The sequence below is a fragment of the Pseudomonas sp. PA-6-3C genome (assembly GCF_021605825.1).
Lineage (GTDB): Bacteria > Pseudomonadota > Gammaproteobacteria > Pseudomonadales > Pseudomonadaceae > Aquipseudomonas > Aquipseudomonas edaphica.
Window position 1 is genome coordinate 26171 of sequence record NZ_WKDV01000024.1, and the last position, 23931, is coordinate 50101.

General features: G+C 61.2%; 14 protein-coding genes and 2 riboswitches. Of the genes, 9 read left to right on the top strand and 5 right to left on the bottom strand.

Annotated features, from left to right (window positions below):
* Window positions 1–91 precede the first annotated feature (91 nt).
* A complete protein-coding gene (cobN, locus tag GIW48_RS17000) occupies window positions 92–3853 on the bottom strand; it encodes a cobaltochelatase subunit CobN (protein WP_236461812.1) in 3762 nt (1253 codons plus the stop codon).
* Between the two features lie 3 nt (window positions 3854–3856).
* Window positions 3857–4918: a cobalamin biosynthesis protein CobW gene (gene cobW, locus GIW48_RS17005; RefSeq protein ID WP_017136909.1), complete on the bottom strand. Its 1062-nt coding sequence runs from the start codon at window positions 4916–4918 to the stop codon at window positions 3857–3859.
* 92 nt (window positions 4919–5010) lie between these two features.
* Window positions 5011–5210: riboswitch (cobalamin riboswitch) on the bottom strand.
* A 42-nt stretch (window positions 5211–5252) separates the two neighbouring features.
* Window positions 5253–5470, top strand: a riboswitch (cobalamin riboswitch).
* A gap of 97 nt (window positions 5471–5567) precedes the next feature.
* Between cobW and GIW48_RS17010 the strand changes: the two genes are divergently transcribed.
* The 4 genes from GIW48_RS17010 (at window position 5568) to cobM (ending at window position 7674) form a co-directional block, all read left to right on the top strand.
* Window positions 5568–5756, top strand: a complete 189-nt coding sequence (locus tag GIW48_RS17010; protein WP_017136910.1) for a CbtB domain-containing protein — start codon at window positions 5568–5570, stop codon at window positions 5754–5756.
* Between the two features lie 11 nt (window positions 5757–5767).
* Window positions 5768–6469 (top strand): CbtA family protein, encoded by a 702-nt coding sequence (locus GIW48_RS17015; RefSeq protein ID WP_017136911.1) that lies wholly within the window; start codon window positions 5768–5770, stop codon window positions 6467–6469.
* Window positions 6466–6858: a cobalamin biosynthesis protein gene (locus tag GIW48_RS17020; protein ID WP_169987820.1), complete on the top strand. Its 393-nt coding sequence runs from the start codon at window positions 6466–6468 to the stop codon at window positions 6856–6858. The genes GIW48_RS17015 and GIW48_RS17020 overlap by 4 nt, the downstream gene beginning before the upstream one ends.
* Window positions 6859–6927: 69 nt before the next feature.
* On the top strand, window positions 6928–7674 hold the full coding sequence (cobM, locus tag GIW48_RS17025; RefSeq protein WP_236461809.1) for a precorrin-4 C(11)-methyltransferase: 747 nt from the start codon (window positions 6928–6930) through the stop codon (window positions 7672–7674).
* 194 nt (window positions 7675–7868) lie between these two features.
* On the opposite strand, the gene nfuA is transcribed toward cobM, so the two are convergent.
* Window positions 7869–8453 (bottom strand): Fe-S biogenesis protein NfuA, encoded by a 585-nt coding sequence (gene nfuA / locus GIW48_RS17030; protein WP_017136914.1) that lies wholly within the window; start codon window positions 8451–8453, stop codon window positions 7869–7871.
* Between the two features lie 94 nt (window positions 8454–8547).
* The gene (locus tag GIW48_RS17035) at window positions 8548–10839 is read right to left on the bottom strand and encodes a fatty acid cis/trans isomerase (protein ID WP_170040250.1); all 2292 of its coding nucleotides are present in this window, start codon (window positions 10837–10839) and stop codon (window positions 8548–8550) included.
* A gap of 164 nt (window positions 10840–11003) precedes the next feature.
* Here GIW48_RS17035 and metH point away from each other — a divergent pair, with 164 nt between their 5' ends.
* From metH to GIW48_RS17050, 3 genes are all read left to right on the top strand, one after another.
* Window positions 11004–14714, top strand: a complete 3711-nt coding sequence (metH, locus tag GIW48_RS17040) for a methionine synthase (protein WP_170040251.1) — start codon at window positions 11004–11006, stop codon at window positions 14712–14714.
* Between the two features lie 370 nt (window positions 14715–15084).
* Window positions 15085–19914 carry a dermonecrotic toxin domain-containing protein gene (locus tag GIW48_RS17045; RefSeq protein WP_236461806.1) on the top strand — a complete coding sequence of 1610 codons (4830 nt, stop codon included), beginning with the start codon at window positions 15085–15087 and terminating at the stop codon, window positions 19912–19914.
* A 125-nt stretch (window positions 19915–20039) separates the two neighbouring features.
* Entirely contained in the window at window positions 20040–20258 is a 219-nt protein-coding gene (locus tag GIW48_RS17050; RefSeq protein ID WP_017136917.1) for a DUF2970 domain-containing protein, read from the top strand.
* Here GIW48_RS17050 and GIW48_RS17055 read toward each other — a convergent pair.
* Complete coding sequence (locus GIW48_RS17055) at window positions 20255–21322, bottom strand: ABC transporter substrate-binding protein (RefSeq protein WP_169987678.1); 1068 nt, start codon at window positions 21320–21322, stop codon at window positions 20255–20257. The genes GIW48_RS17050 and GIW48_RS17055 overlap by 4 nt on opposite strands.
* A gap of 422 nt (window positions 21323–21744) precedes the next feature.
* Between GIW48_RS17055 and GIW48_RS17060 the strand changes: the two genes are divergently transcribed.
* Window positions 21745–23403, top strand: a complete 1659-nt coding sequence (locus GIW48_RS17060; RefSeq protein WP_017136919.1) for a nitrite/sulfite reductase — start codon at window positions 21745–21747, stop codon at window positions 23401–23403.
* Window positions 23387–23881, top strand: a complete 495-nt coding sequence (locus tag GIW48_RS17065) for a DUF934 domain-containing protein (protein ID WP_017136920.1) — start codon at window positions 23387–23389, stop codon at window positions 23879–23881. The genes GIW48_RS17060 and GIW48_RS17065 overlap by 17 nt, the downstream gene beginning before the upstream one ends.
* Window positions 23882–23931: the final 50 nt, after the last annotated feature.

Sequence of the window (23931 nt, forward strand, 5' to 3'; positions counted from 1 at the left end):
TCTTTCAGGAAAACCAGGTTGACCTTATTGGGGCCGCTACGCGGCCCAACGCGGGGCAAGCCCGCTCGCCACAGTGTGGGAATATCGGTCATCAGCTGTCTTCTTCTATGTCCAGCAACAGGTTTTCCAACGCCTCGCGATACGCACCCGGCTCCTGCCACATGCCGCGTTGCTGGGCTTCGAGCATGCGTTCGGTCATGTCGCGCAATGCCGCCGGGTTGTGCTGCTGCACAAAGGCGCGGGTGTCGGCGTCGAGCAGGTAAGCGTCGGCAAGCAAGGCGTATTGGTGATCGTCGATCAGTGCAGTGGTGGCGTCGAATGCGAACAAATTGTCCACCGTGGCCGCCATCTCGAATGCGCCTTTATAACCGTGGCGTTTCACCCCGTCGATCCACTTGGGGTTGGCGGCACGGGAGCGGATCACCCGGTTGAGCTCTTCCTTCAAGGTGCGGATCTTCGGCAGGTCCGGCTGGCTGTGGTCGCCATGGTAGCTGGCGGCCTTGTCGCCACTCAGGGTTTCCACGGCGGCGAGCATGCCGCCCTGGAATTGGTAGTAATCGTTGGAATCGAGCAGGTCGTGTTCGCGGTTGTCCTGGTTGTGCAACACCGCCTGTACCTGGCTCAGGCGCTGGGCGAATTGGTCGCGGGCGGCGGTGCCTTCGTCGGCACCCCCATAGGCGTAGCCGCCCCAGTTCAGGTAGACCTCGGCCAGGTCTTCGCGGCTTTGCCACAGGCGACCGTCAATCGCGCCCTGCACACCCGCGCCATAGGCACCGGGTTTAGCGCCAAAGATGCGCCAGCCGGCCTGCTTTGCCGCGGCCGCTTCATCCAGGCCCGACTCGAGCAACGCTTCACGCTCACTGCGCACCTTGGCCGCCAGCGGGTTCATGTCGTCTGGCTCATCCAGCGCCGCCACCGCCTGCACCGCCGCATCGAACAGGCGGATCAGGTTGGCGAACGCATCGCGGAAGAACCCGGACACGCGTAGCGTCACATCCACCCGTGGGCGATCCAACAAGCTGATCGGCAGGATTTCAAAGTCATCCACACGCTGGCTGCCGGTGGCCCATACCGGGCGCACGCCCATCAGCGCCATGGCCTGGGCGATATCGTCGCCGCCAGTGCGCATGGTGGCGGTGCCCCATACAGAGAGACCGAGCTGGCGCAGATGGTCGCCGTGGTCTTGCAAGTGCCGCTCAAGGATCAGGTTGGCGGATTGAAAGCCGATGCGCCAGGCCGTGGTAGTGGGCAGGTTGCGCACATCCACGCTGAAGAAATTACGCCCGGTAGGCAGCACGTCGAGGCGCCCGCGACTTGGCGCACCGCTGGGGCCAGCAGGTACGAAACGGCCACTCAGGGCATCCAGCAGGCCGCGCATTTCGGCGGGGCCGCAGGCGTCCAGGCGCGGCGCGACAACAATACGCAGGCCTTCGATGACCGACTTCACGTCCTCCCAACCGGGTTCTTCGAGCTGTTCGAGCGGCCCTTCCAGTGCCTGCTCGATCAGTCGCGCGGCATACAGTTCCAGACGTTCGCGGGTGTCACCGGCGGTACGCCACAGCTGCGCGTCGATCTTCTGTAACACCTCGGGACGGCGCCCGGTCCAGGGCTCGGACAGGGCACAATCGAGCGGGTCGAAACCCAGGTCGAAGGCTTTGGCCAACACCCGCAGCAGGCTCGATTGCGGGCCACGGCCATCGCCACGGGGAATGCGCAGCAAGGCCAGCAAGGTGTCGATGCGCAGGCGGCCTTCGGGCGACTCGCCAAAGATATGCAGGCCGTCGCGGATCTGCGACTCCTTCAAGTCGCACAGGTAGGTGTCCAGGCGCGGCAGCCAGACCGCCGCGTCGGCGTCGTTATCCAGCTCAAGTTCCTGGTCGATTCGGGTTTCGCGCACCAGCTTGAGAATGTCTTTTTGCAGCTCGAGGGCACGGCGTGGGTCAAGTAACTGCGCTTCGTAATATTCGTCTGCCAACAGCTCCAGGTTACGCAGCGGGCCATAGGTTTCGGCGCGGGTCAGCGGCGGCATCAGGTGGTCGATGATCACCGCCTGGGTGCGGCGCTTGGCCTGGGCGCCCTCGCCTGGGTCATTGACGATAAACGGGTAGATATTCGGCAATGGCCCGAGCAGCGCATCCGGCCAGCAATGTTGCGACAGCCCGACACCCTTGCCCGGCAGCCATTCAAGGTTGCCATGCTTGCCCACATGGATCACGCCATGGGCGCCGTAGGTGTGGCGCAACCAGAAGTAGAACGCCAGGTAGCCGTGGGGCGGCACCAGGTCGGGGTCGTGGTACACCGCGCTGTGGTCCACCTGATAACCGCGTGCCGGCTGAATGCCGACGAAGGTCAGGCCCAGGCGCAGGCCGGCGATCATCATGCGCCCGTCGCGGCACATTGGGTCGTTGTGCGGCGCGCCCCAGCGCTCCAACACGGCCTGGCGATTGGCTTCGGGCAAGCGCTGGAACATCGCCTCGTAGGCGTCCAGGCTCAGGCTTTGATGGCACGGGCGCAGGTCGAGGCTGTCGAGGTCGTTGGTGACGCCGCCGAGCAATTCATGGATCAAGGCAGTGCCGCTGGCGGGCAACTCACTCGGCACCGGGTAACCTTCGGCTTGCAGCGCACGCAGGATATTCAGCGCCGCTGCCGGCGTATCCAGGCCCACGCCATTGCCGATGCGGCCGTCGCGGGTCGGGTAATTGGCCAGGATCAGCGCAATGCGTTTGTCGGCATTGGGTACTCGCGCCAGTTCGACCCAGCGCCGCGCCAGTTCAGCGACAAAATCCATGCGTTCCGGCGCTGCGCGGTAGCACACCACGTCGGATTGGCTGCGCTCGCTGCGCCAGGCTAAATCTTTAAAGCTGATGGGCCGGCTGATAATGCGCCCGTCCAGCTCCGGCAAGGCGATGTGCATGGCCAGGTCACGCGGGCCAAGGCCTTGTTCACTGGCCTCCCAGCCGGGCTGGTTGTCCTGGGCGCAGATCGCCTGGATCACCGGGATATTGCGGCGGAATGGCCGCAGGTGCGGGGCTTCCGGGCTGGATTGGGCAAAACCGGTGGTGTTCAAAATCACCGCCGCCTGCACTGCATCCAGCAAGTCCTCGACCACCGTCAGGCAGCCGGGTTCTTTCAAACTGGCCACCGCCATCGGCAGCGGGTTAAGACCCGCCGCCTGCAAGCGTTGGCAGAACACATCGATAAAACCGGTATTGGCCGCCTGCAAGTGCGAGCGGTAGAACAACACCGCCGCCACCGGCCAGTCGGCGTGCCAATCGGCCTGCCAGTCGTTCAGCCGTGGGTGGGGTTTATGCGGGTGATAAATCGCCGTGCGCGCCAGGGTTTGCGGCTCGTCCCAGGCGTAGTCGCGGCCCAGGTGGCTGCTGGCCAGGCAACGGTAGAAATCCAGCGCATTGCCCAAACCGCCCTGGCGCAAGAAGTGCCAGAGGCGGTCGCGCTCAGCCATGCCAACGGTGCTTAAGCCGCTGAGTTCCGGGTCGGGGCGATCATCGCCCGGCACCAGAATCAACTGCACGCCGCGCTCGGCCAACTCCACCAGGCGCTCGATGCCGTAGCGCCAATAACCGATGCCACCGTGCAGCGAAATCAGGATGACCTTGGCGTGGCGCAGCACCTCGTCGACGTAGAGGTCGACCGAGGCGTGGTTTTGCACCTGCATGGGGTTGGCCAGGCGAAAGCTGGGGTAGTCGACGGGTAACTGCTGGCCGGCCTCGGCCAACAGTGCAAGGCTGGAATCACCGCTGCACAGGATCACCAGCTCGGCAGGGGTTTGCCCTAGGTCGGCAATATTGTCGTCCGAAACAAAACCACCCGGCTGAGTCCTGAGCAGGTGCATGGGTTAAACGCTGAGCGCTGCGCGCAGCTGCGCTTCGAGGCCCGCCGCATCCAGCTCCTGGCCGATCAGCACCAGGCGCGTGATGCGCGCTTCGTCGGCGCCCCAGGCACGGTCGAAATGTTTGTCAAAACGCGTGCCCACACCCTGGATCAGCAGGCGCATCGGCTTGTTCGGGATCGCCGCGAAGCCTTTGACGCGCAGGATGCCGTGTTGCACCACCAACTGGGTCAGGGCGTCGAGCAGCAGCGCTTCGTCCGCTTGCGGCAGGTCGATGGAGATGGAGTCGAACGCATCGTGGTCGTGATCGTCTTCACCTTCATGGTGATGATCGTGATGGCTGTGGCGGCCGTCGATGTGTTCTTCGGAACCCGCGCCCAGGCCGATCAGCACGTCCAATGGCAGGCGACCGCTGCTGGCTTCGATGATTTTTACGGCCGGCGGCAGTTCTTCGGCGACTTCCAGGCGCACGCGGGCCAGGTCTTCGGCGCTGATCAGGTCGGATTTGTTGAGGATCACCAGGTCGGCGCTGGCCAACTGGTCGGCAAACAGCTCGTGCAGCGGCGATTCGTGGTCCAGGTTCGGGTCGAGTTTGCGCTGGGCGTCAACCTGGTCCGGGAAGGCGGCGAAGGTGCCGGCAGCCACGGCCGGGCTGTCGACCACGGTGATTACCGCGTCAACCGTGCAGGCGCTGCGAATCTCCGGCCACTGGAAGGCTTGCACCAGCGGTTTTGGCAGGGCCAGGCCCGAGGTTTCGATAAGGATATGGTCGAGGTCGCCGCGACGTGCCACCAGCTCGCGCATCACCGGGAAGAACTCTTCCTGCACGGTGCAGCACAGGCAGCCGTTGGCCAATTCGTAAACGCGGCCGTTGGCTTCTTCTTCGGTGCAACCGATGGAGCACTGCTTGAGGATTTCACCGTCGATGCCCAGTTCGCCGAATTCGTTGACGATCACGGCGATGCGACGGCCTTGAGCGTTGTCGAGCATATGGCGCAGCAAGGTGGTTTTACCCGAACCGAGGAAGCCGGTAACGATGGTGACGGGGAGTTTGGCCAGTGTTTTCATCGGATGCCCTTGGGGGCGGGCAGACGGGACGATAGACCCTGCGACGGCGCGCAGCAGCGGATTTCGTCACCGGATCACCCCGCCCGGTTAAGTAGAAAATCGGTTGCGAGGCAGGTCTCCTGGCTTGGGGCTTGCAGGTCTTACGACCCGCGCTGGCTGCGCCTTCCCGCCGTTATGGCAGTGGCGTGGCAGGCAGTTGAACCCTTCACAGTTGCGGGGGCAGCCGCGGCTTGGACCGCGTTCCCTTCTTAGCTTCGGCGTGGGCCGAAGAACCTCGAAGGTGCAAGGCTACAGGGGCTCGCGCGATTTGACTACCGTCGCCCGCCCATGCTCTCCTACACATCTTGTTTCGGGTGCCCTTCACAGGGTGAAACGGGAAACCGGTGAGTCATAGCGTGATGACGAGTCCGGTGCTGCCCCCGCAACGGTAAGCGAGCGAAGCATCAAATCCACTGTGCCTGTGCATGGGAAGGAGATGCTTGATACGGCCCACCTCTTTTCCCAAGAGCGCCCCTCGCAAGCCCGGAGACCGGCCCGAAAAAATCAGATAACAAACCCGCGGTGGGCGGGCGCTGTTCGGAACCCTGCGTGCCTGCCTCGCGGGGTTTTCATGCGCCTGCGTCACCCTGAACCCCTGAAGGGACGCGCCATGTCGATCATCAGCAGCACTTCGCACACCGCCAGCAGCACCACTACCTTGAGCCAGCGCCTGGGCGCCGCCATCGGCGCGTCGATCCTCGGCGCGTGCCTGGTGTACTTCGCCGGTTTCTCGCATATCGAAGCGGTGCACAACGCCGCCCACGATACCCGCCACAGCGCCGCGTTCCCGTGCCACTGAGGCCTGCCGACATGATCAAGCGTATTGCCCAAACCGCAGGTTTCACTGGCCTGCTGGCCGCCCTGTTGCTGACCCTGCTGCAAAGCTTTTGGGTCGCCCCGCTGATTCTGCAGGCGGAAACCTTTGAAAATGCCCCGGCCGCCGAAGTGGCGCACGAACACGCCGCTGGCGCCGCAGCCCACACCCACGACGCCGAAGCCTGGGAGCCGGAAAATGGCTGGCAGCGTGTGTTGTCGACCACTGGCGGCAACCTGGTGGTAGCGGTCGGTTTCGCGCTGATGCTGGCCGGTCTCTACACCTTGCGCGCGCCGACCCGCACGGCTCAAGGGTTGCTCTGGGGCTTGGCCGGTTACGCGACGTTTGTACTGGCGCCCACCCTGGGGCTGCCGCCGGAGTTGCCGGGCACGGCTGCCGCCGACCTGGCGCAACGGCAGATCTGGTGGATCGGCACCGCGGCCTCCACCGCCGCCGGTATCGCACTGCTGGTGTTTGGTCGTAGCTGGCTGCTCAAGGTGTTGGGCGTGGCGATCCTGGTCGTGCCCCACGTGATCGGCGCGCCGCAACCGCAAGTGCATTCGATGCTGGCACCCGAAGCCCTGGAAGCACAGTTCAAAATCGCCTCGCACCTGACTAACGTGGCCTTCTGGCTGGCCTTGGGCTGGATCAGCGCATGGCTGTTTCGCCGCAACCGCGACAGTCAATACTCGGCATGACACTGGTGGTCGGCCTGGGCTGCCAGCGCGGCTGTGATGTTCACACCCTGCTCGGCCTGTTTGACGCAGCCCTCGCCGACGGCGGCATTGAACGCCAACGCATCACCGCGTTGGCGAGCATTGATCGCAAACAGGCTGAACCCGGCCTGCTGGCCCTGGCCCGACTGCTGGAGCTGCCCTTGCAGTGTTTCAGTGCTGCACAATTGGCCGGTTATGAACAGCGCTTGAGCCACAAGTCAGCCGTCGCTTTTGCGCATACAGGTTGCTATGGCATCGCCGAAAGCGCCGCCCTGGCCCTGGCTGAACAGCTCTCCCAGCGCCCTGCCCGCCTGTTGATCACGCGCAAAAAAACCGCCCAGGCCACCTTTGCATTGGCGTGCGCCGACTAAAATCCCGATAATTGCCCTCCTCGATCATGAGCAACTTTCATGCTCGCCCGTTTTTCAACAGGAATTCCCATGACCGTCTACTTTATCGGCGCAGGCCCCGGCGACCCGGAATTGATCACCGTCAAGGGCCAGCGGCTGATCCGCAGCTGCCCGGTGATCATCTATGCCGGCTCCCTGGTGCCGGCGGCGGTATTGCAAGGTCATCAGGCTGAACAGGTGGTCAACAGCGCCGAATTGCACCTGGAACAGATCATTGAGCTGATCAAGGCAGCCCACGCCAACGGCCAGGATGTGGCCCGCGTTCACTCCGGCGACCCGAGCCTGTATGGCGCGATTGGCGAGCAAATCCGTTATTTGCGTGAGTTGGGCATACCGTTCCAGATCATCCCTGGGGTGACTGCAGTGTCGGCTTGCGCCGCGTTGCTGGAAACAGAGCTGACCCTGCCGGACATCGCCCAGAGTGTGATCCTGACCCGTTATGCCGATAAAACCAGCATGCCGGCGGGTGAGGTATTCGACAGCTTGGCGCAGCATGGCACAACGATGGCGATTCACCTGGGGGTCAACCACCTGGAGAAAATCGTCGCCGAACTGCTGCCGCACTACGGCGCGGACTGCCCGATTGCCGTGGTACACCGCGCAACGTGGCCGGATCAGGATTGGGTGCTGGGCACGTTGGCGGATATTGCCGAGAAAGTAGCGGCCAAAGGGTTTCGGCGTACGGCGTTGATTGTGGTGGGTCGGGTGCTGGCCAGTGATGGTTTCAGCGAATCGTCGCTGTATCGGGCGGGGCATGCGCACCTATATCGCCCCTGAAGTGTGGGAGCTGGCTTGCCTGCGATAGCGGTGTGTCTGCCACTGGACTTGTTGGCTGATAGGCCGTCATCGCAGGCAAGCCAGCTCCCACAGCTGATCTACTTTGTTAAGTAGACTGCGTAACGCACTGAATTTTAAGCATAAAAAACGGCGCTCACGGGGCGCCGTTTTTTTATTCGCAGTGAACACCTTACTCAGTAGTAGGCGTTTTCTTTCTGCGTGTGGTCGGTCACGTCACGCACACCCTTGAGCTCCGGGATACGTTCGAGCAAGGTGCGCTCGATGCCTTCACGCAAGGTCACGTCGGCCTGGCCGCAGCCTTGGCAGCCGCCGCCGAACTTGAGCACGGCAATACCGTCTTCGACCACATCGATCAAGCTGACCTGACCGCCGTGGCTGGCCAGCCCAGGGTTGATCTCGGTTTGCAGGTAGTAGTTGATGCGCTCGTTGACCGGGCTGTCGGCGTTGACGTTCGGTACCTTGGCGTTGGGCGCCTTGATGGTCAACTGGCCGCCCATGCGATCGGTGGCGTAGTCGACCACGGCGTCATCGAGGAAGGCTTCGCTGAAGTTGTCGATGTACGCAGTGAAGCTTTTGAGCCCCAGGGCGGTGTCTTCAGGTTTCTCTTCCCCGGGCTTGCAGTAGGCGATGCAAGTCTCGGCGTACTGGGTGCCGGGCTGGGTGATAAAGACGCGGATGCCGATGCCTGGGGTGTTCTGCTTGGACAGCAGGTCAGCCAGGTAATCGTGGGCGGCGTCGGTAATGGTTATGGCAGTCATGGAAACTCCTCACAGGCTTGCCGGCAGTTTACGCCAAAATATTACGCAGGTACAAAGTCCGAGTAATTTTGTCGGAAAAGGCCCAACCAACTCATCAGAGATTCTCATACCGATTCATATCCAGCACCCCGTCTTCCAACGGCGCAGTCTCGCGGATGTACTGCGACAGGTCGTGAAAGTATTGCCAGAACAGCGGATGACTGCGCCGCACACCCCACCGATCAACAATTTTCTCGAACCGCTTGGCATCCTTGGCGTTTTCCATAGCCGCCACAAACGCCGGCACTTCCTGCGCCGGGACGTTGAAGATGAAGTTCGGATAACTGCTAAGCACACCCGGATAGATCGTCACCGTATCCAACCCCGGCTGATAGCGATAAGCCTCGCCCAGCAGGAACGCCACATTACTGTGCGCGCGGTTACGCAGCAGGCTGTAAACCACGCGCTTGCCGCTGGCGGTCTCGATACGCAGCATGGTCGCCTCAGGCAACTGATCAATCACCTTGAGCCCCGCCGCCGGGCGTGATGTCAGCCGGCTTAATGCCTGCTCCGCGTCCTGCAACGCCGGGTCGATGCCATCGCGCGAGCAATAAGCACCTGTGCAACGGTTGATCGGATCCGGGCTGGCATTCAAATCGCCGTAACGCGTCAATAACTGGTTGGCAAAGTCACGTTTCGGGTCTTTTTCATCCAGATGCAAGCCGCTTGGCTTGTCGTCGTCAATCGCCTCGTAGTCCAGCCACAGCTTGAGCTTGCCGCTGTTCTGGTACCAATCATCCATAAAGTCATCGCGGGTATCGGCCGGCATCAGGCGCAGGAAGTTCTGCTCGGCGCCGTTGCGGATCAGGTCGAAATACAGCCGGGTCTGGGCCTGGTGCGACACATTGCCGAACACATCGAAATTCACCGCCAACTGGTAATAGGTGCGCTCCAGCAGCGGATAGTCGAACAACCACATCGTCTGCGGTACTTCGCCAATCAAGCCTTTGGTCACCGAAGCACTGTCGAAATGCCGGAAAATCGTCAGCAAGGCGTTGTCATTACCCGCCCACAAGGTCGACCAGCTCGGCGGCGGCACGTCCGCGTAGCTGTCACGGCGCAAGGCTTCGTATTGGTTGCGCTTGTCGCGATAGGCCAGCCACAGGCTCAGCACACTGCCCACGTCATCGTTCTGCCCCGGCATCGCCAGCAGCGGAGTAGCCTGGCCGCGATAGCGTGCATCGGTGATGTACAGGTCGTGGTCCGGGTCCTGGAACAGGGTCCAGAAGTTATCGCGAATCACGTCCGTGGCGATCTGACCACGACAGACCGGCCCGCGAATGAAGGTGCGTACAAAATACTCGGCGTTATCGAGCATGAACTGGTAGCGCGCCTTGGCCGGGATGGCTTCAAAGGTTTCGAACGGGTTGGCACGACGACCGGGGCCATAGCCCGGCAAGGCACTCACCTGCCAGTCGCCGGAATAGAACAGGTCTTTGATCCGCGCCATTTTCGCCGCGCTGAACGGGTAAGTGATGTGGGTTTTATGCACGATCACGCCCTGCACCGGCCACAGGCGGTAATACACCTGGGTGCCCGGGTCATCGTTGGGTCGACGGGTGGCGATCAGGTCGATGGGCTGGCCACTTGGCGTGCGCGAACGCACCCATTGGAAGAAATGCCCCGGCTCACCGTTTTCGAAATAAATATGCGCCAGGTACAAATGCTCGTACAGCCAGCGCGCCACCAGGCTTTCACGGGCGCCAGGCTGGTTGAACAGGTTTTCCCACTGCTGTACTTGCAGGGCTTCCCTGGCACTTGGCGCCAGGCCTTGCTCGTCAATCGGCGCACCGGAGGCGAGCCAGCGCTGCAAGGTTTGGTATTGCTGGCCGGTCAAACCGGTGACCGCCAGCGGCATGCCTTCCTTGGGATGGCTGCCAGCGTAGGCATTGAACTCGCCGGGCATGGCGCACATGTTTTGGCGGTTGAGGCCCAACACAATCTCATCGGGCAACTTGGCATTGGGTTGCAGCGGCGCGTTATGCCCCAGCTCCAGCATGCGCGCCATCAATGCGGCCTGGCTGCCTTGGGCGTCGAGTACCGAATAGAAGCCTTTTTGTTGCCAGGCCTGTTTGCCGAATGCGTCGTAGAACAAACGCGTGGTCGGCGTGGCCTGGCTGCGCTCGCCGTCATACACAGGGGTTTTGCTCGCGCCACGGGACGCACCCTCGGCGCTGCCCAGGTTTAATTGGCACGCGGAGTCGTAGCAGGCATGGCAGGCCACGCACTTTTCGGTGAAGATCGGCTGAATGTCGCGGGTATAGGAAATCGCCGGTGCGGGTCCGTTGGCCTGTGCAACGCAGGCGACCAGTGCCAGGACGGCGCTGGTGAGTAGACGAAGTGACATGTATCCGGTCCCGATTCAATGCGTGCGCTATAAGTGCCGGCAATTCTACCGGGCCAAGACCCGCACCAACATGAACGATATTCATGCAAAACCAGGACATGCTCTAAATCGGCACAGGTTTGTTATGATTCACGCCCTCCGAAATGCCTGACCAGAGTAGCCCCATGTCCGACCGTAGCGTTCGTCTGCAAGCCCTTCATCAAGCCCTCAAGGACCGAATCCTGATCCTCGACGGCGGTATGGGCACGATGATCCAGAGCTACAAGCTCGAAGAGCAGGATTATCGCGGCAAACGCTTCGCCGACTGGCCGAGTGACGTCAAGGGCAACAACGACCTGCTGGTACTTACCCGCCCGGACGTAATTGGCGGTATCGAAAAGGCTTACCTGGATGCCGGCGCCGACATTCTGGAAACCAACACCTTCAACGCCACGCGTATTTCCATGGCCGACTACGGCATGGAAGAACTGGCCTATGAACTGAACGTAGAAGGCGCACGCCTGGCGCGCAAGATCGCCGATGCCAAGACCCTGGAGAACCCGGCCAAGCCGCGTTTTGTCGCCGGCGTGCTTGGCCCGACCAGCCGCACCTGCTCGCTGTCGCCGGATGTGAACAACCCCGGCTACCGCAACGTGACCTTCGATGAACTGGTGGAAAACTACACCGAGGCCACCAAAGGCCTGATCGAAGGCGGCGCCGACCTGATCCTGATCGAGACCATCTTCGACACGCTCAACGCCAAGGCCGCGATCTTCGCCGTGCAAGGCGTGTTCGAGGAATTGAATGTCGAACTGCCGATCATGATTTCCGGCACCATCACCGACGCCTCCGGCCGTACCCTGTCGGGCCAGACCACCGAAGCGTTCTGGAACTCGGTGGCGCACGCCAAGCCGATTTCGGTCGGCCTCAACTGCGCCCTGGGCGCCAGCGAACTGCGCCCGTACCTGGAAGAGCTGTCGAACAAGGCCAACACCCATGTGTCGGCGCACCCGAACGCCGGCCTGCCCAACGAGTTCGGCGAGTACGACGAACTGCCGTCGCAAACCGCAAAAGTCATCGAAGAATTCGCCCAGAGCGGTTTCCTCAACATTGTCGGCGGCTGCTGCGGCACCACGCCGGGCCACATTGAGGCCATCGCCAAGGCGGTGGCCGGTTATGCGCCACGTGTCATCCCGGATATTCCCAAGGCCTGCCGCCTGTCGGGCCTGGAGCCGTTCACCATTGATCGCAGCTCGTTGTTCGTCAACGTCGGCGAGCGTACCAACATCACCGGTTCCGCCAAGTTCGCCCGGCTGATCCGTGAAGACAACTACACCGAAGCCCTGGAAGTCGCCTTGCAACAGGTGGAAGCCGGCGCGCAGGTGATCGACATCAACATGGACGAGGGCATGCTCGATTCGAAGAAGGCCATGGTGACCTTCCTCAACCTGATTGCCGGCGAGCCGGACATCTCCCGTGTGCCGATCATGATCGACTCCTCCAAGTGGGACGTGATCGAAGCCGGCCTCAAGTGCATCCAGGGCAAGGGCATCGTCAACTCGATCAGCATGAAAGAAGGCGTCGAGCAGTTCATCCACCACGCCAAGCTGTGCAAGCGGTATGGCGCAGCGGTGGTGGTGATGGCCTTCGACGAAGCCGGCCAGGCCGACACCGAAGCGCGCAAAAAAGAGATCTGCAAACGTTCCTACGACATTCTGGTGAATGAAGTCGGCTTTCCGCCGGAAGACATCATTTTCGACCCGAACATCTTCGCGGTCGCTACCGGTATCGAAGAACACAACAACTACGCCGTCGATTTCATCAACGCCTGTGCCTACATCCGTGACGAGCTGCCGTATGCACTGACCTCCGGCGGCGTGTCCAACGTGTCGTTCTCGTTCCGGGGCAACAACCCGGTGCGTGAGGCGATCCACTCGGTGTTCCTGCTGTATGCGATTCGCAACGGCCTGACCATGGGCATCGTCAACGCCGGCCAGCTGGAGATCTACGACCAGATCCCGGCCGAGCTGCGTGACGCGGTGGAAGACGTGGTGCTTAACCGCACGCCGGAAGGCACCGACGCCCTGCTGGCGATTGCCGACAAGTACAAGGGCGACGGCAGCGTCAAGGAAGCCGAGACCGAGGAATGGCGCGGCTGGGACGTCAACAAGCGCCTGGAACACGCGCTGGTCAAGGGCATCACCACGCATATCGTCGAAGACACCGAAGAATCGCGCCAGTCGTTCGCACGCCCGATCGAAGTGATCGAAGGCCCGTTGATGTCCGGCATGAACATCGTCGGCGACCTGTTTGGCGCCGGCAAGATGTTCCTGCCTCAAGTGGTTAAATCAGCCCGGGTGATGAAGCAGGCCGTGGCGCACTTGATTCCGTTTATCGAGCTGGAAAAAGGCGACAAGCCGGAGGCCAAGGGCAAGATCCTGATGGCCACGGTCAAGGGCGACGTGCATGACATCGGCAAGAACATCGTCGGCGTGGTGCTCGGTTGCAACGGCTATGACATCGTGGACCTGGGTGTGATGGTGCCGGCGGAGAAGATCCTGCAGGTGGCCAAGGAGCAGAAGTGCGACATCATCGGCCTGTCCGGCCTGATCACGCCGTCGCTGGATGAAATGGTGCATGTGGCCCGTGAGATGCAGCGCCAGGACTTCCACCTGCCCTTGATGATCGGCGGCGCCACCACTTCCAAGGCGCACACGGCGGTGAAAATCGAGCCCAAGTACAGCAACGATGCGGTGATCTACGTCACCGACGCCTCGCGCGCCGTGGGTGTGGCCACGCAGTTGCTGTCCAAGGAGCTGAAGGCCGGTTTTGTCGAAAAGACCCGCCTGGAATACATCGACGTGCGCGAACGTACTGCCAACCGCAGCGCGCGCACCGAGCGCCTGAGCTATCCGGCCGCCATCGCCAAGAAGCCGCAGTTCGACTGGAGCAGCTACACGCCGGTCAAACCGACCTTCACCGGCTCCAGGGTGCTGGACAATATCGACCTCAAGGTGCTGGCCGAATACATCGACTGGACGCCGTTCTTTATCTCCTGGGACCTGGCCGGCAAATTCCCGCGCATCCTCGAAGACGAAGTGGTCGGTGAAGCCGCTACTGCGCTGTATGCCGATGCCCAGGAAATGCTCAACAAGCTGATCGACGAAAAGCTCATCAGCGCCCGCGCCGTATTCGGTTTCTGGCCGACCAACCAGGTGCAGGACGATGACTTGGAGGTGTATGGCGACGATGGCCAGCCGATTGCCAGGCTGCACCACCTGCGCCAGCAGATCATCAAGACCGACGGCAAGCCGAACTTCTCCCTGGCCGACTTCGTCGCGCCTAAAGACAGCGGCGTGACCGACTACATCGGTGGTTTTATCACCACCGCAGGCATCGGCGCCGAAGAAGTCGCCAAGGCCTATCAGGACGCTGGCGACGACTACAACTCGATCATGGTCAAAGCCCTGGCCGATCGCCTGGCCGAGGCCTGCGCCGAATGGCTGCACCAGCAAGTGCGTAAAGAACACTGGGGTTACGCCCGGGACGAACAGCTCGATAACGAGGCACTGATCAAAGAGCAATACACCGGTATCCGCCCTGCCCCCGGCTACCCGGCATGCCCGGACCACACCGAGAAAGCCCAACTGTTCCAACTGTTGGACCCCGAGGCCCAGGAAATGCACGCCGGGCGCAGTGGTGTATTCCTTACCGAGCACTACGCCATGTTCCCGGCGGCGGCCGTCAGCGGCTGGTACTTCGCCCACCCGCAGGCGCAATACTTTGCCGTGGGCAAGATCGACAAAGACCAGGTCGCCAGCTACACCGCACGCAAAGGCCAGGACCTCAGCGTGACGGAGCGCTGGCTGGCGCCGAACCTGGGGTATGACAACTGAGGTCAATCAGCGGGCATACCATTCGACCCAGGTAATGGTCATCTCAGGGACGTGATGACCGACCGGTTGAGGTGAAAGCGGACATTGCACCAGCCCCCCGGCTGACTGCCTGCCAGACGCTGATGCGCCGTGCGGCATACCTCCATCAATTTCTGTTTGCGGGCCATAAGCTTTTCGACTCGAACCGCCCGAGCGCTTCATAGTCCAGCTGGTGGCTATTGGCGTCCGAGCGGTAGATGACTGGTGTATGCCAGGATGTGCCGCTCGCCTAGGGTGGTACAGCGCGTCGGTGGTACTCCTGTAACGCCTTCACCGCGACCAAATCCGATTTCCTGTTGCTTCCCCATCAAACAGGCAAAAGGATTTCATCATGCCCACCCCGAGTTCCTCCACGGCCCTGAGCCAGCTACCCGCCCAGGCCATCCATGCGCATTTCGCTACGCGCCCGGCCTTGTATTCCGTGGTGTTCAATGCGCTGCGCAGCCGCATCCTGGAACGCTATCCGACACTCAAACTGGACCTGTCCACGCTTAAGCTGGCTATTCCACACCCGGAGGGTGTGTACACCTACCGACCGCTGATGGAAGTCGCCATCACCCATGTGCTCAACCCGCAGTTGCTCGACCTGCGGCCCAAACGCGAACTGGCGTACTATCTGACGCAACAGATCCCCACGATCCTCAAGCCTGATGCCCCGACGCTGATCGACATGCAGGCAATCGCAAGCATCATTGATGACCTGCCCGAATCGATTCACCTGTATTTCCAGGCGGCGCTGGCCGACTATTGGAGCGAAACCGACAGCCATGGCAGCAGCCGCTGGCAGTGGCTGGGCGAGTTTCTCAACGGCCGGATGACCGCGAGTGCCACGAGCGGATCGAGCTTGAACCCGACCCAGCAGGACATGCTCAGGGTCGTCGCCACCTGGCCGACACAGACCGAGCGTCTCCCCAAATCTTCGCCCGCCACTTATGTTTATTTTGTTGAGAACACACTCGTCAATGCCGACCAGGAAGTTCGCCTGCTGACACCCGACCTGCTGCTGGTGCGCGACAAGCAGGTGCTGCTGTACAGCGTGGCCGGGGATATTCAGGTGTTTGACGGCCTGGATGAATTCGGCCAAGCCTGGGCAACCAGCATGCAGACGCGGTTCCAGTTCGACAGCCTCACCTGGCGACGCAATGAACCCGATGGCAACGTGTTCGAGCAACAGGCCGGCCTGATCCTCAATCAGCAACTGGAAGACCTGGCGACGTTGAAGTTTCAGGGCCAGGACGAAGTAACCCTTGGGCGACGCCTGGAAAAACTCACCGATCCGGCGCTGCTGTTTACCCAGGTGCCGACAGCCGCAACGGCGACCTTGCAAAAGGTCGATGAGCACCTGCCACCGTGGCTCGCTCAAGCCAACGACGCTGACCGCTTTGCCTACCATCGCCACCTGCAAGACATGGCACAGGTGATGCGGCAAAACCAGGGTCAGGCGTTCAATGAGGGCATAGAAAACATCTACAGCTTCAGTCGCGATGCGTTGCGCAAGCAGATGCAAACCGATCATGGCGACTGCGACCCCGATGAGGTGGTGCTGGACTTTGCCGTGGCTGCCGGCTACCCAGGCGGCGCTGGCATTATCGAGCATGTGCGCATGTCGCTGACGGAACTGGCGCTGAAGAACCTCGCCGGCAAGCCAAAAGGCACACTCACGCTGTTTTCCAAAAATGCAACGCCTCTTCCAAGCTGGCTCAACGCGGACTATCTGTTGGGCAGTACCGGGCTGATCCAGCGCGTCGATATCGGCACCATGTACCCACAAACAATCAAAAACACCTTGTTGTCCGACACGGTTGACGCACGGCGCCGGGAAACCCTGTTTACCCGTGAACTCAAGGTCAAGCTGCCGATGCAGGCGCTGGAATACAAGATCCGCGGGCAGCATGGCGTCACCGTCACCGGTTATCGCTACGTGAAGGCGCTGATGGGCGAGATGCCCTCGGACAGGGTCGTCGACGAACAGGAGATTGTCCTGCGCCCATTGGCCCTGTGCCGCAAACCCGGCGCTGCGCCAGATGAGGTCAATAATGCGTTCATTATCGAGCCGCGTGATACGAGTGTCGGCCCGCACCTGCTGTACCAGCCGCTGTATGCCGACGCCCTGCATGAATACCCGACCCGCCAGGCCCTGCTCGACGCACTGGCCGCATCCGGCGCGCTGCAAGACACAGTGCTGGCGTGGCTGAGCGACAAGGTCCGCCCCATCTACGAGCATGGCGGCATCAAGGAACCGCACATCATTCGCTTCCTGCCTGGGGACGAATTCAGCCTCCCTGAAAATCCGGCACCTGCGACCCTGGCCGTGGATGAAGGGGCAGGCGAATGGCTGCAATCGCAAGTCAACGGTCAACTGCTCAATCATCTGTTCGGCAGCACGGCACGGGCCTTGGTCGACCTGGCGGACCGCGAGTCGGTGTCCAACCATGAAAGCCGCTGGGCCGTGGTGATGGAAGGCGCATGGCTGCTGTTCAATACCCTGCTGTTACCGCTGGTGCAGGGCCCGGCCATGCTGGCCGGCTGGTTCCTGGTGCTGGTCAGCAGCCTGGAGCAGGATTTGGCCGGCCTGGACAGCGATAACCCCACCACCCGCGAGCTGGCACTGATCGATCTGTTGCTCAACACCGCGATGGTGCTGCTGCATGCGGCCGCGCCCGCCAATCGGTCCCAACAGCCCTTGTCCCAACCCTCCGCGCAGGAGCACGCCCTGCAACTGGAAGCCTGGCGCCGCGCGGCGGGACGGCCACCGGCGCAAGCGGCGCCACAGGTGCGCCATGGCGCCGTGGCGCTGCCCGGCGAGCCACCCGCCACTGGCCACACGGCTCTGGACTTCAGCCGCTCGATTGCCAGCCCCCGGGCCAGCGCCAAGCTGCTCAACGCGTTACTGGAAGTACGGGTGCCATGGCCTGAAACGTTGCCGCCCGTGCAGCTCAGCGGTGCGCTTAAAGGGCTGTACCGCATTGACGGAGCCTGGCACGCCAGCGTCGGCGGCCTGCTGTTCCAGGTGAGCGTGGTACCGGGTTTCAACGAGGTCTACCTGGTGCATCCGCAGCACCCGCAGCGCCCCGGCTTCAGGTTGCTCAGCGATGGGCAAGGGCATTGGCGGCTGGACCGGCGTGCCAGGCTGGAGGGCGGCATGCCCAGACAAAGAGTGGCTGCGTTAATCGATCGCAAGAAACAACGGCTGGCACAACTGAACCCAATGCTGGAAGTTCATAGCCGTGAATTAACGCCGATGGCGAACCATCTGCAGCAGCTTCTTCAAGCCGTGAGCATGGCGCGCACTCAATTGGCTGAACAGAAACTCGCCCTCAGAAAGGACTGGGAAATGCTCAACAACCCCGGACTGTTGCCGGCATTGCAACCCCGGATCGCCGAGCGCCATGCGCAACGCCAACGCTCCACGGCGCGCGCCAGAGTTCAATGGGATATCGCCGTCGACAATTACCGCACAAATGCGCAGGGGCTTCTAACCGGGCTGCAACAGAGCGAAGCCATGGCGACGGAAATGATGGCGCTGGACAGAACAGAGCCGACATACAAAGAGGCACGCGATAACGCGACGTCGAATATTTACAAGCACTGGTTGGCGACTTATGCGAACCAGCATCAAAAAATCGCCGACACGCTGGAGACCCAGCGCGGCGAAAGCTTTTCAGCGTTGCTCAAACGTATCGACAGGGAACTGCCCAACAACATCACTGATGGCTATGACGAATATATCAGCGCCGCAACGCAGCGACTGGAGGCGCTCAATGAACTGCTCGAGAGCGCAGAAAAATGCGAAGCCATCATGCAACAAGCCAGCCCGGCACTGCGTGAAAGCTTGTTGAAAGAGCATCCGGAATTCCAAAACATTTCCTCGCTCGTCATCAAGCAGCACATCCTGTTATCGCTGGTCGAGGTGCTGCTCAATCGCGCGCTTGACGCCGATAAACCCCAAGAGCGTCCGTTCCTGGAACTCCTCGCCGACCGCCAGATCTACGCTACTGTCAACGCACACACGGAAATGCGCACGACTGCCGGTTACTCCGAGACTGAGCAAATCAACGTACTCAAGGATGTGCTGCAGCGCTATGAAAGCCTGGAAAACGCCGTTCTCTCGCTGACGGACATGGGCTGTGCGCTGCTGCGAGAGCAGTACCGCGCGCCATTTGTGCAGCAACTGAGCGAGGCCCGCACCAGCCTCGAAGCGCAATTGGCCAACTTGATCCTGGTTGAAGAACGGCTGGCCCCCAGGCCCGCCCGCGACAAAGCCAAGCGACAAAAACCGGCCAGCCGACGGGTCATCAAAACCGCCGACAAGAAAAGCCTGGTCGGCGACGTGCGTACCGGCCAGGCTGATGAACCGGGCAATTACGTCGACATTGTCGACACGCTTACCGGCGCCATCGTCGCTACGTACCACGAACACGCCAGCGAAGGCGTGTGGAAAATCGTCGAGCCCGCAAGCGTGCCGACCAAAGCGCCCACGCCCGCGGCTCGCCCATTGAGAAGAATCAGGGCAGATGCCCAAGCCATCAAGGCTCAGCGCGCAGGCATTGATGCCAGCATTCGCTTCCAGCAGCGCAAACTGTTGGAGCCCAGTCAACGTGAGGAAGTCGATCCCCATGATTGGGATGTAATGTTGAGCCAGCACGCGGCCAAATTCGAAGCACTTGCCGAGGAACTCAAAAGCGCGACCGACGAACCCGCCATTGACTTGAGGAATAGCTACCGCGAAGAGGCCAGAGCCGCAACAGCCCAGGCTCGGCAGCTGTGCGCCGAAGGTTACCTGCTGCAACGCCCCAAAGCCGCTAAGGTCGACTATCTGCACACTCATGGTTTTGTCGACATCAACCTGGTGAAAAAACGCGTGCCGCTGAAGGCCGGCGACTACCTCACCGAATATGTCATACGCGACAAGCGCAAAATCAAGCCCGGGCAACGGTCGGAAGATGCGGACCTATGGTTCGCGCATTTCCATTACCGATCCGTCGAGTCGCCGGCATCAAAACCTGACTTCGGCCACTTGAAGACCCCGGCGGAGCGGCGCTTTACCCGCAAGGAACTGATTGATCAAGCCAGGGCAAACAACCGCGCCGTGATCAACCTGGACAAGGCCCTGATTGAGGCGCCGCTGGATCAGAAACTGTTCTTGATCCTGGAAGTGTAAGGTTGTTCTGATCGTTCCCTCCCGTGGGAACGATCAAAAGGCAGAGTCCAGAGGGATGATACAAGCCAGTCGCGGGCTGCCCGATTGTCTATGCTCTGTAGGACAGCCTTGCGGACGAGGGATTTATGAACGATCCAGCCAACAACAAGCCGCCGACCTTCTGGCAGATGCTGCACAGCATCATGGCGGCGGCCTTCGGTGTACAAAGCGGCAAAAACCGCGCTCGAGATTTCACCCATGGCAAACCCAGTCATTTTGTCGTACTGGGTATTGTGTTTACGGCGGTGTTTGCGCTGACGTTATTTGGCATCGTCAAGCTGGTACTGCACCTGGCCGGGGTTTAATGCAACAGCAGTTGCAGGCTGAACGGGTAACGGTAGGACGCGGGCTTACCCACGGCTGACAGTGCGCGGAAATCCACCGCTGGCATTGGCCCTGACAAACGTTTTGATTGGTTGGCATCAATCAGCTGGAATAACGCCTCTTTACGGTCACGCCCGCCGTAGGCGCCAATATCAAGCCCTTTGGCGTCATCATTGATCAGCACCATCGCCCAGCCACCCAGGGTGAAATGCCCTGCGACCAAAGTACTCAGGCGCCCATCCAGGCGTGCCTTGAGGATGTCGGGCGAGCTATTGATCGCGCTGAACAGCGCGTCCTTGCCCGGCACACGACCGCTGTCTTGCAGCGCCTGCATGGCGCCCAATGCCATCTCATCATTGGCCGACCACACCAGCGCCGTCTGTGGGTAGCGTTTGAACAGTTGCGTGGCTTGTTCAAAGGCGCGCTGGCGGCTCCACTCGCCGTAGACCAACTGGCGCAGGCGCACTTCGGGGTGTTCGGCCAAGGCGCGGTGCAACCCTTGTTCACGCAACTGTGCGGCTGGCGTGTTCTTGGCGCCGGAAAACGCCAGCAGGTCCAACGAAGTGCCCGGCGTCACCGGGCCGTGGTTGCGCAACAAATCGGTGAGCATCAGGTAACCGGCTTGCTCGTCGTCGGCCACCAGGCTGCCGATCCAGCGGGCATCTTTATGCGCATCGAGCAATTGCACCTGATCGGCGGTCAGTGCGTTATTCACGATCAGCAACTTGACCCCACTGCCCTGGGCCAAGCGCAATATCTGCGGGGCGACGTATTGCTCGTTGACCAACACCAGGTAATCGGGCCGCTCGCTGCCTTGCAGTGCTTCGCGGGCCTGGGCCAAGGTGTTAGCGGCGCTGCGCTCGGAATAACGCACGCGCAAATCCAGGCCGAGGTCCTTGGCAGCGGCCTGCATAAATTGCGCATAGCTGACCCAGAAGCTTTCAGCGGACGTGCCCGGGTTGAGAAACACCACTGAGGTTGCCTGGGCCATCGCCCCATAGGCCACGCCCAGCAACCCCACACACGCAATCAGAACCTTCAGCATGGTTGTTTGTGCCTCGAATGTTGATCGCCATCATAATGGCAATGAGACAGTCAATCGAGGTTCAATCAACCTTCTTTATTGGTGGCTAACCCAGAATACGGCGGTTCCAACCACTAAAATTATCAGAAACAGAATGGCCCAGGCATCAACGGTACTGTCAGGTTTACGTGCTTTGGTTGAATTGCTCATCGCATCGCCTCTTGTCGGTTTTATAGGTGATTGCACTAAGACTCGACGACAGTAAAGATCATGATTGCCCGCATGACAAATGTGGGTATCGCGATAACGGTTCTCATTAGTCAATTTGGTTATTTACATATACTCAAACATCACTTTTGCGCATAAACGCAAACTGGTATCGTGCGCCGGCTCCGTTGGGAGTGCGCGGCCGTGCGCGCAGATTTGCCGAGAACAGGACCTATATGTACGTATACGACGAATACGATCAGCGCATCATCGAGGACCGCGTCAAGCAGTTCCGTGATCAGACCCGACGCTACCTAGCAGGTGAACTGAGCGAAGAAGAGTTCCGCCCTCTGCGCCTGCAAAATGGCCTTTATGTTCAGCGCTTTGCGCCGATGCTGCGGGTTGCCGTGCCTTATGGCCAACTGACTTCGCGCCAGACGCGCATGATGGCCAAGATTGCCCGCGACTTCGACAAAGGCTACGCCCACATCAGTACCCGCCAGAACGTACAGTTCAACTGGCCGGCACTGGAAGACGTGCCGGACATCCTGGCTGAGCTGGCCACCGTGCAGATGCACGCCATTCAGACCAGTGGTAACTGCCTGCGCAACGTGACCACCGACCAATTTGCCGGCGTTGCCGCTGACGAGCTGATCGACCCACGCCCGTGGTGCGAAATCGTGCGCCAGTGGACCACCTTCCACCCGGAATTCGCCTACCTGCCGCGCAAGTTCAAGATCGCCATCAATGGCTCGACCTCGGACCGCGCAGCGATCGAAGTGCATGATATTGGCCTTGAGCCCGTGCACAACGCCGCCGGCGAGTTGGGTTTCCGTGTGCTGGTCGGTGGCGGCCTGGGCCGTACACCAGTAGTCGGTGCGTTCATCAATGAGTTCCTGCCGTGGCAGGACCTGTTGAGTTACCTCGACGCCATCCTGCGGGTCTACAACCGCTATGGCCGTCGTGACAACAAGTACAAGGCCCGGATCAAGATCCTGGTCAAAGCGCTGACCCCTGAGGTATTTGCCCAGAAGGTCGACGCCGAGATGGAACACCTGCGCGGCGGCCAGACCACCCTGACCGAAGCCGAAGTACACCGTGTAGCCAAGCACTTCGTCGACCCTGAGTACAAAGCCCTGAGCAATCAGGACGCCGAACTGGCTGCCCTCGACCAGCAACACCCAGGTTTCGCCCGCTGGCGCACGCGCAACACCCTGGCGCACAAAAAGCCGGGCTATGTGGCCGTGACCCTGTCGCTCAAGCCAACCGGTGTTGCCCCGGGCGATATCACCGACAAACAGCTGGACGCCGTCGCCGATCTGGCCGAACGCTACAGCTTCGGCCAACTGCGCACTTCCCACGAGCAGAACATCATCCTCGCGGACGTCGAGCAGAGCCAACTGTTCACCCTGTGGGGCGAACTGCGCGAAGGCGGTTTTGCCACGCCGAACATCGGCCTGCTGACCGACATCATCTGCTGCCCGGGTGGCGACTTTTGCTCCCTGGCCAACGCCAAGTCGATCCCGATTGCCGAATCGATCCAGCGCCGTTTCGACGACCTGGACTACCTGTTCGACATCGGCGAGCTGGACCTGAACATCTCCGGTTGCATGAACGCCTGTGGTCACCACCACGTCGGCCACATCGGCATCCTGGGCGTGGACAAGAAAGGCGAAGAATTCTACCAAGTGTCCCTGGGTGGCAGCGCCAGCCGCGATGCGAGCCTGGGCAAGATCCTCGGCCCGTCCTTCGCCCAGGAAGCCATGCCCGAGGTGATCGGCAAGCTGATCGACGTGTACATCGAACAGCGTACCGAAGATGAGCGTTTCATCGACACCTACCAGCGCATTGGCATCGACCTGTTCAAGGAGCGCGTCTATGCAGCGAATCATTAAGAACAACGAAGTCCTCGACGAAACCTGGCACCTGCTGCCCAAGGACGCGAGCTTCGACGGCATCTCCAACTGTGACGACCTGATCGTGCCGCTGGCCCTGTGGCGTGAACACGGGCACGCCCTCAAGGCCCGCGACGGCGGCCTGGGTGTGTGGCTGGACGCCGACGAGGAAGCCGAAGAGATCGGCGACGACGTGCAGCACTTCCAGGTCATCGCCCTGAACTTCCCGGCCTTCACCGACGGGCGCAACTATTCCAACGCGCGCCTGCTGCGTGACCGTTATGGTTACAAGGGCGAACTGCGTGCGATTGGCGATGTGCTGCGCGACCAGCTGTTCTACCTGCGCCGTTGCGGGTTCGATGCCTTCGCCCTGCGCGCCGACAAAGACCCGTATGAAGCGCTGGAAAGCCTCAAGGACTTCTCGGTCACGTACCAGGCTGCCACGGATGAACCGTTGCCGCTGTTCCGTCGCCGCTGAGCCTGCTGCTGTGAAAAACCCTGGCTTGCCAGGGTTTTTTTATGCGCGGC

Excerpts from the sequence above, each read along its gene's own strand:
- GIW48_RS17010 (WP_017136910.1), top strand. The coding sequence starts at position 5,568 with ATGTCGATCATCAGCAGCACTTCGCACACCGCCAGCAGCACCACTACC.
- cobN (WP_236461812.1), bottom strand. The coding sequence starts at position 3,853 with ATGCACCTGCTCAGGACTCAGCCGGGTGGTTTTGTTTCGGACGACAAT.
- GIW48_RS17020 (WP_169987820.1), top strand. The coding sequence starts at position 6,466 with ATGACACTGGTGGTCGGCCTGGGCTGCCAGCGCGGCTGTGATGTTCAC.
- cobM (WP_236461809.1), top strand. The coding sequence starts at position 6,928 with ATGACCGTCTACTTTATCGGCGCAGGCCCCGGCGACCCGGAATTGATC.
- GIW48_RS17060 (WP_017136919.1), top strand. The coding sequence starts at position 21,745 with ATGTACGTATACGACGAATACGATCAGCGCATCATCGAGGACCGCGTC.
- metH (WP_170040251.1), top strand. The coding sequence starts at position 11,004 with ATGTCCGACCGTAGCGTTCGTCTGCAAGCCCTTCATCAAGCCCTCAAG.
- GIW48_RS17050 (WP_017136917.1), top strand. The coding sequence starts at position 20,040 with ATGAACGATCCAGCCAACAACAAGCCGCCGACCTTCTGGCAGATGCTG.
- GIW48_RS17055 (WP_169987678.1), bottom strand. The coding sequence starts at position 21,322 with ATGCTGAAGGTTCTGATTGCGTGTGTGGGGTTGCTGGGCGTGGCCTAT.
- cobW (WP_017136909.1), bottom strand. The coding sequence starts at position 4,918 with ATGAAAACACTGGCCAAACTCCCCGTCACCATCGTTACCGGCTTCCTC.
- nfuA (WP_017136914.1), bottom strand. The coding sequence starts at position 8,453 with ATGACTGCCATAACCATTACCGACGCCGCCCACGATTACCTGGCTGAC.
- GIW48_RS17045 (WP_236461806.1), top strand. The coding sequence starts at position 15,085 with ATGCCCACCCCGAGTTCCTCCACGGCCCTGAGCCAGCTACCCGCCCAG.
- GIW48_RS17065 (WP_017136920.1), top strand. The coding sequence starts at position 23,387 with ATGCAGCGAATCATTAAGAACAACGAAGTCCTCGACGAAACCTGGCAC.
- GIW48_RS17015 (WP_017136911.1), top strand. The coding sequence starts at position 5,768 with ATGATCAAGCGTATTGCCCAAACCGCAGGTTTCACTGGCCTGCTGGCC.
- GIW48_RS17035 (WP_170040250.1), bottom strand. The coding sequence starts at position 10,839 with ATGTCACTTCGTCTACTCACCAGCGCCGTCCTGGCACTGGTCGCCTGC.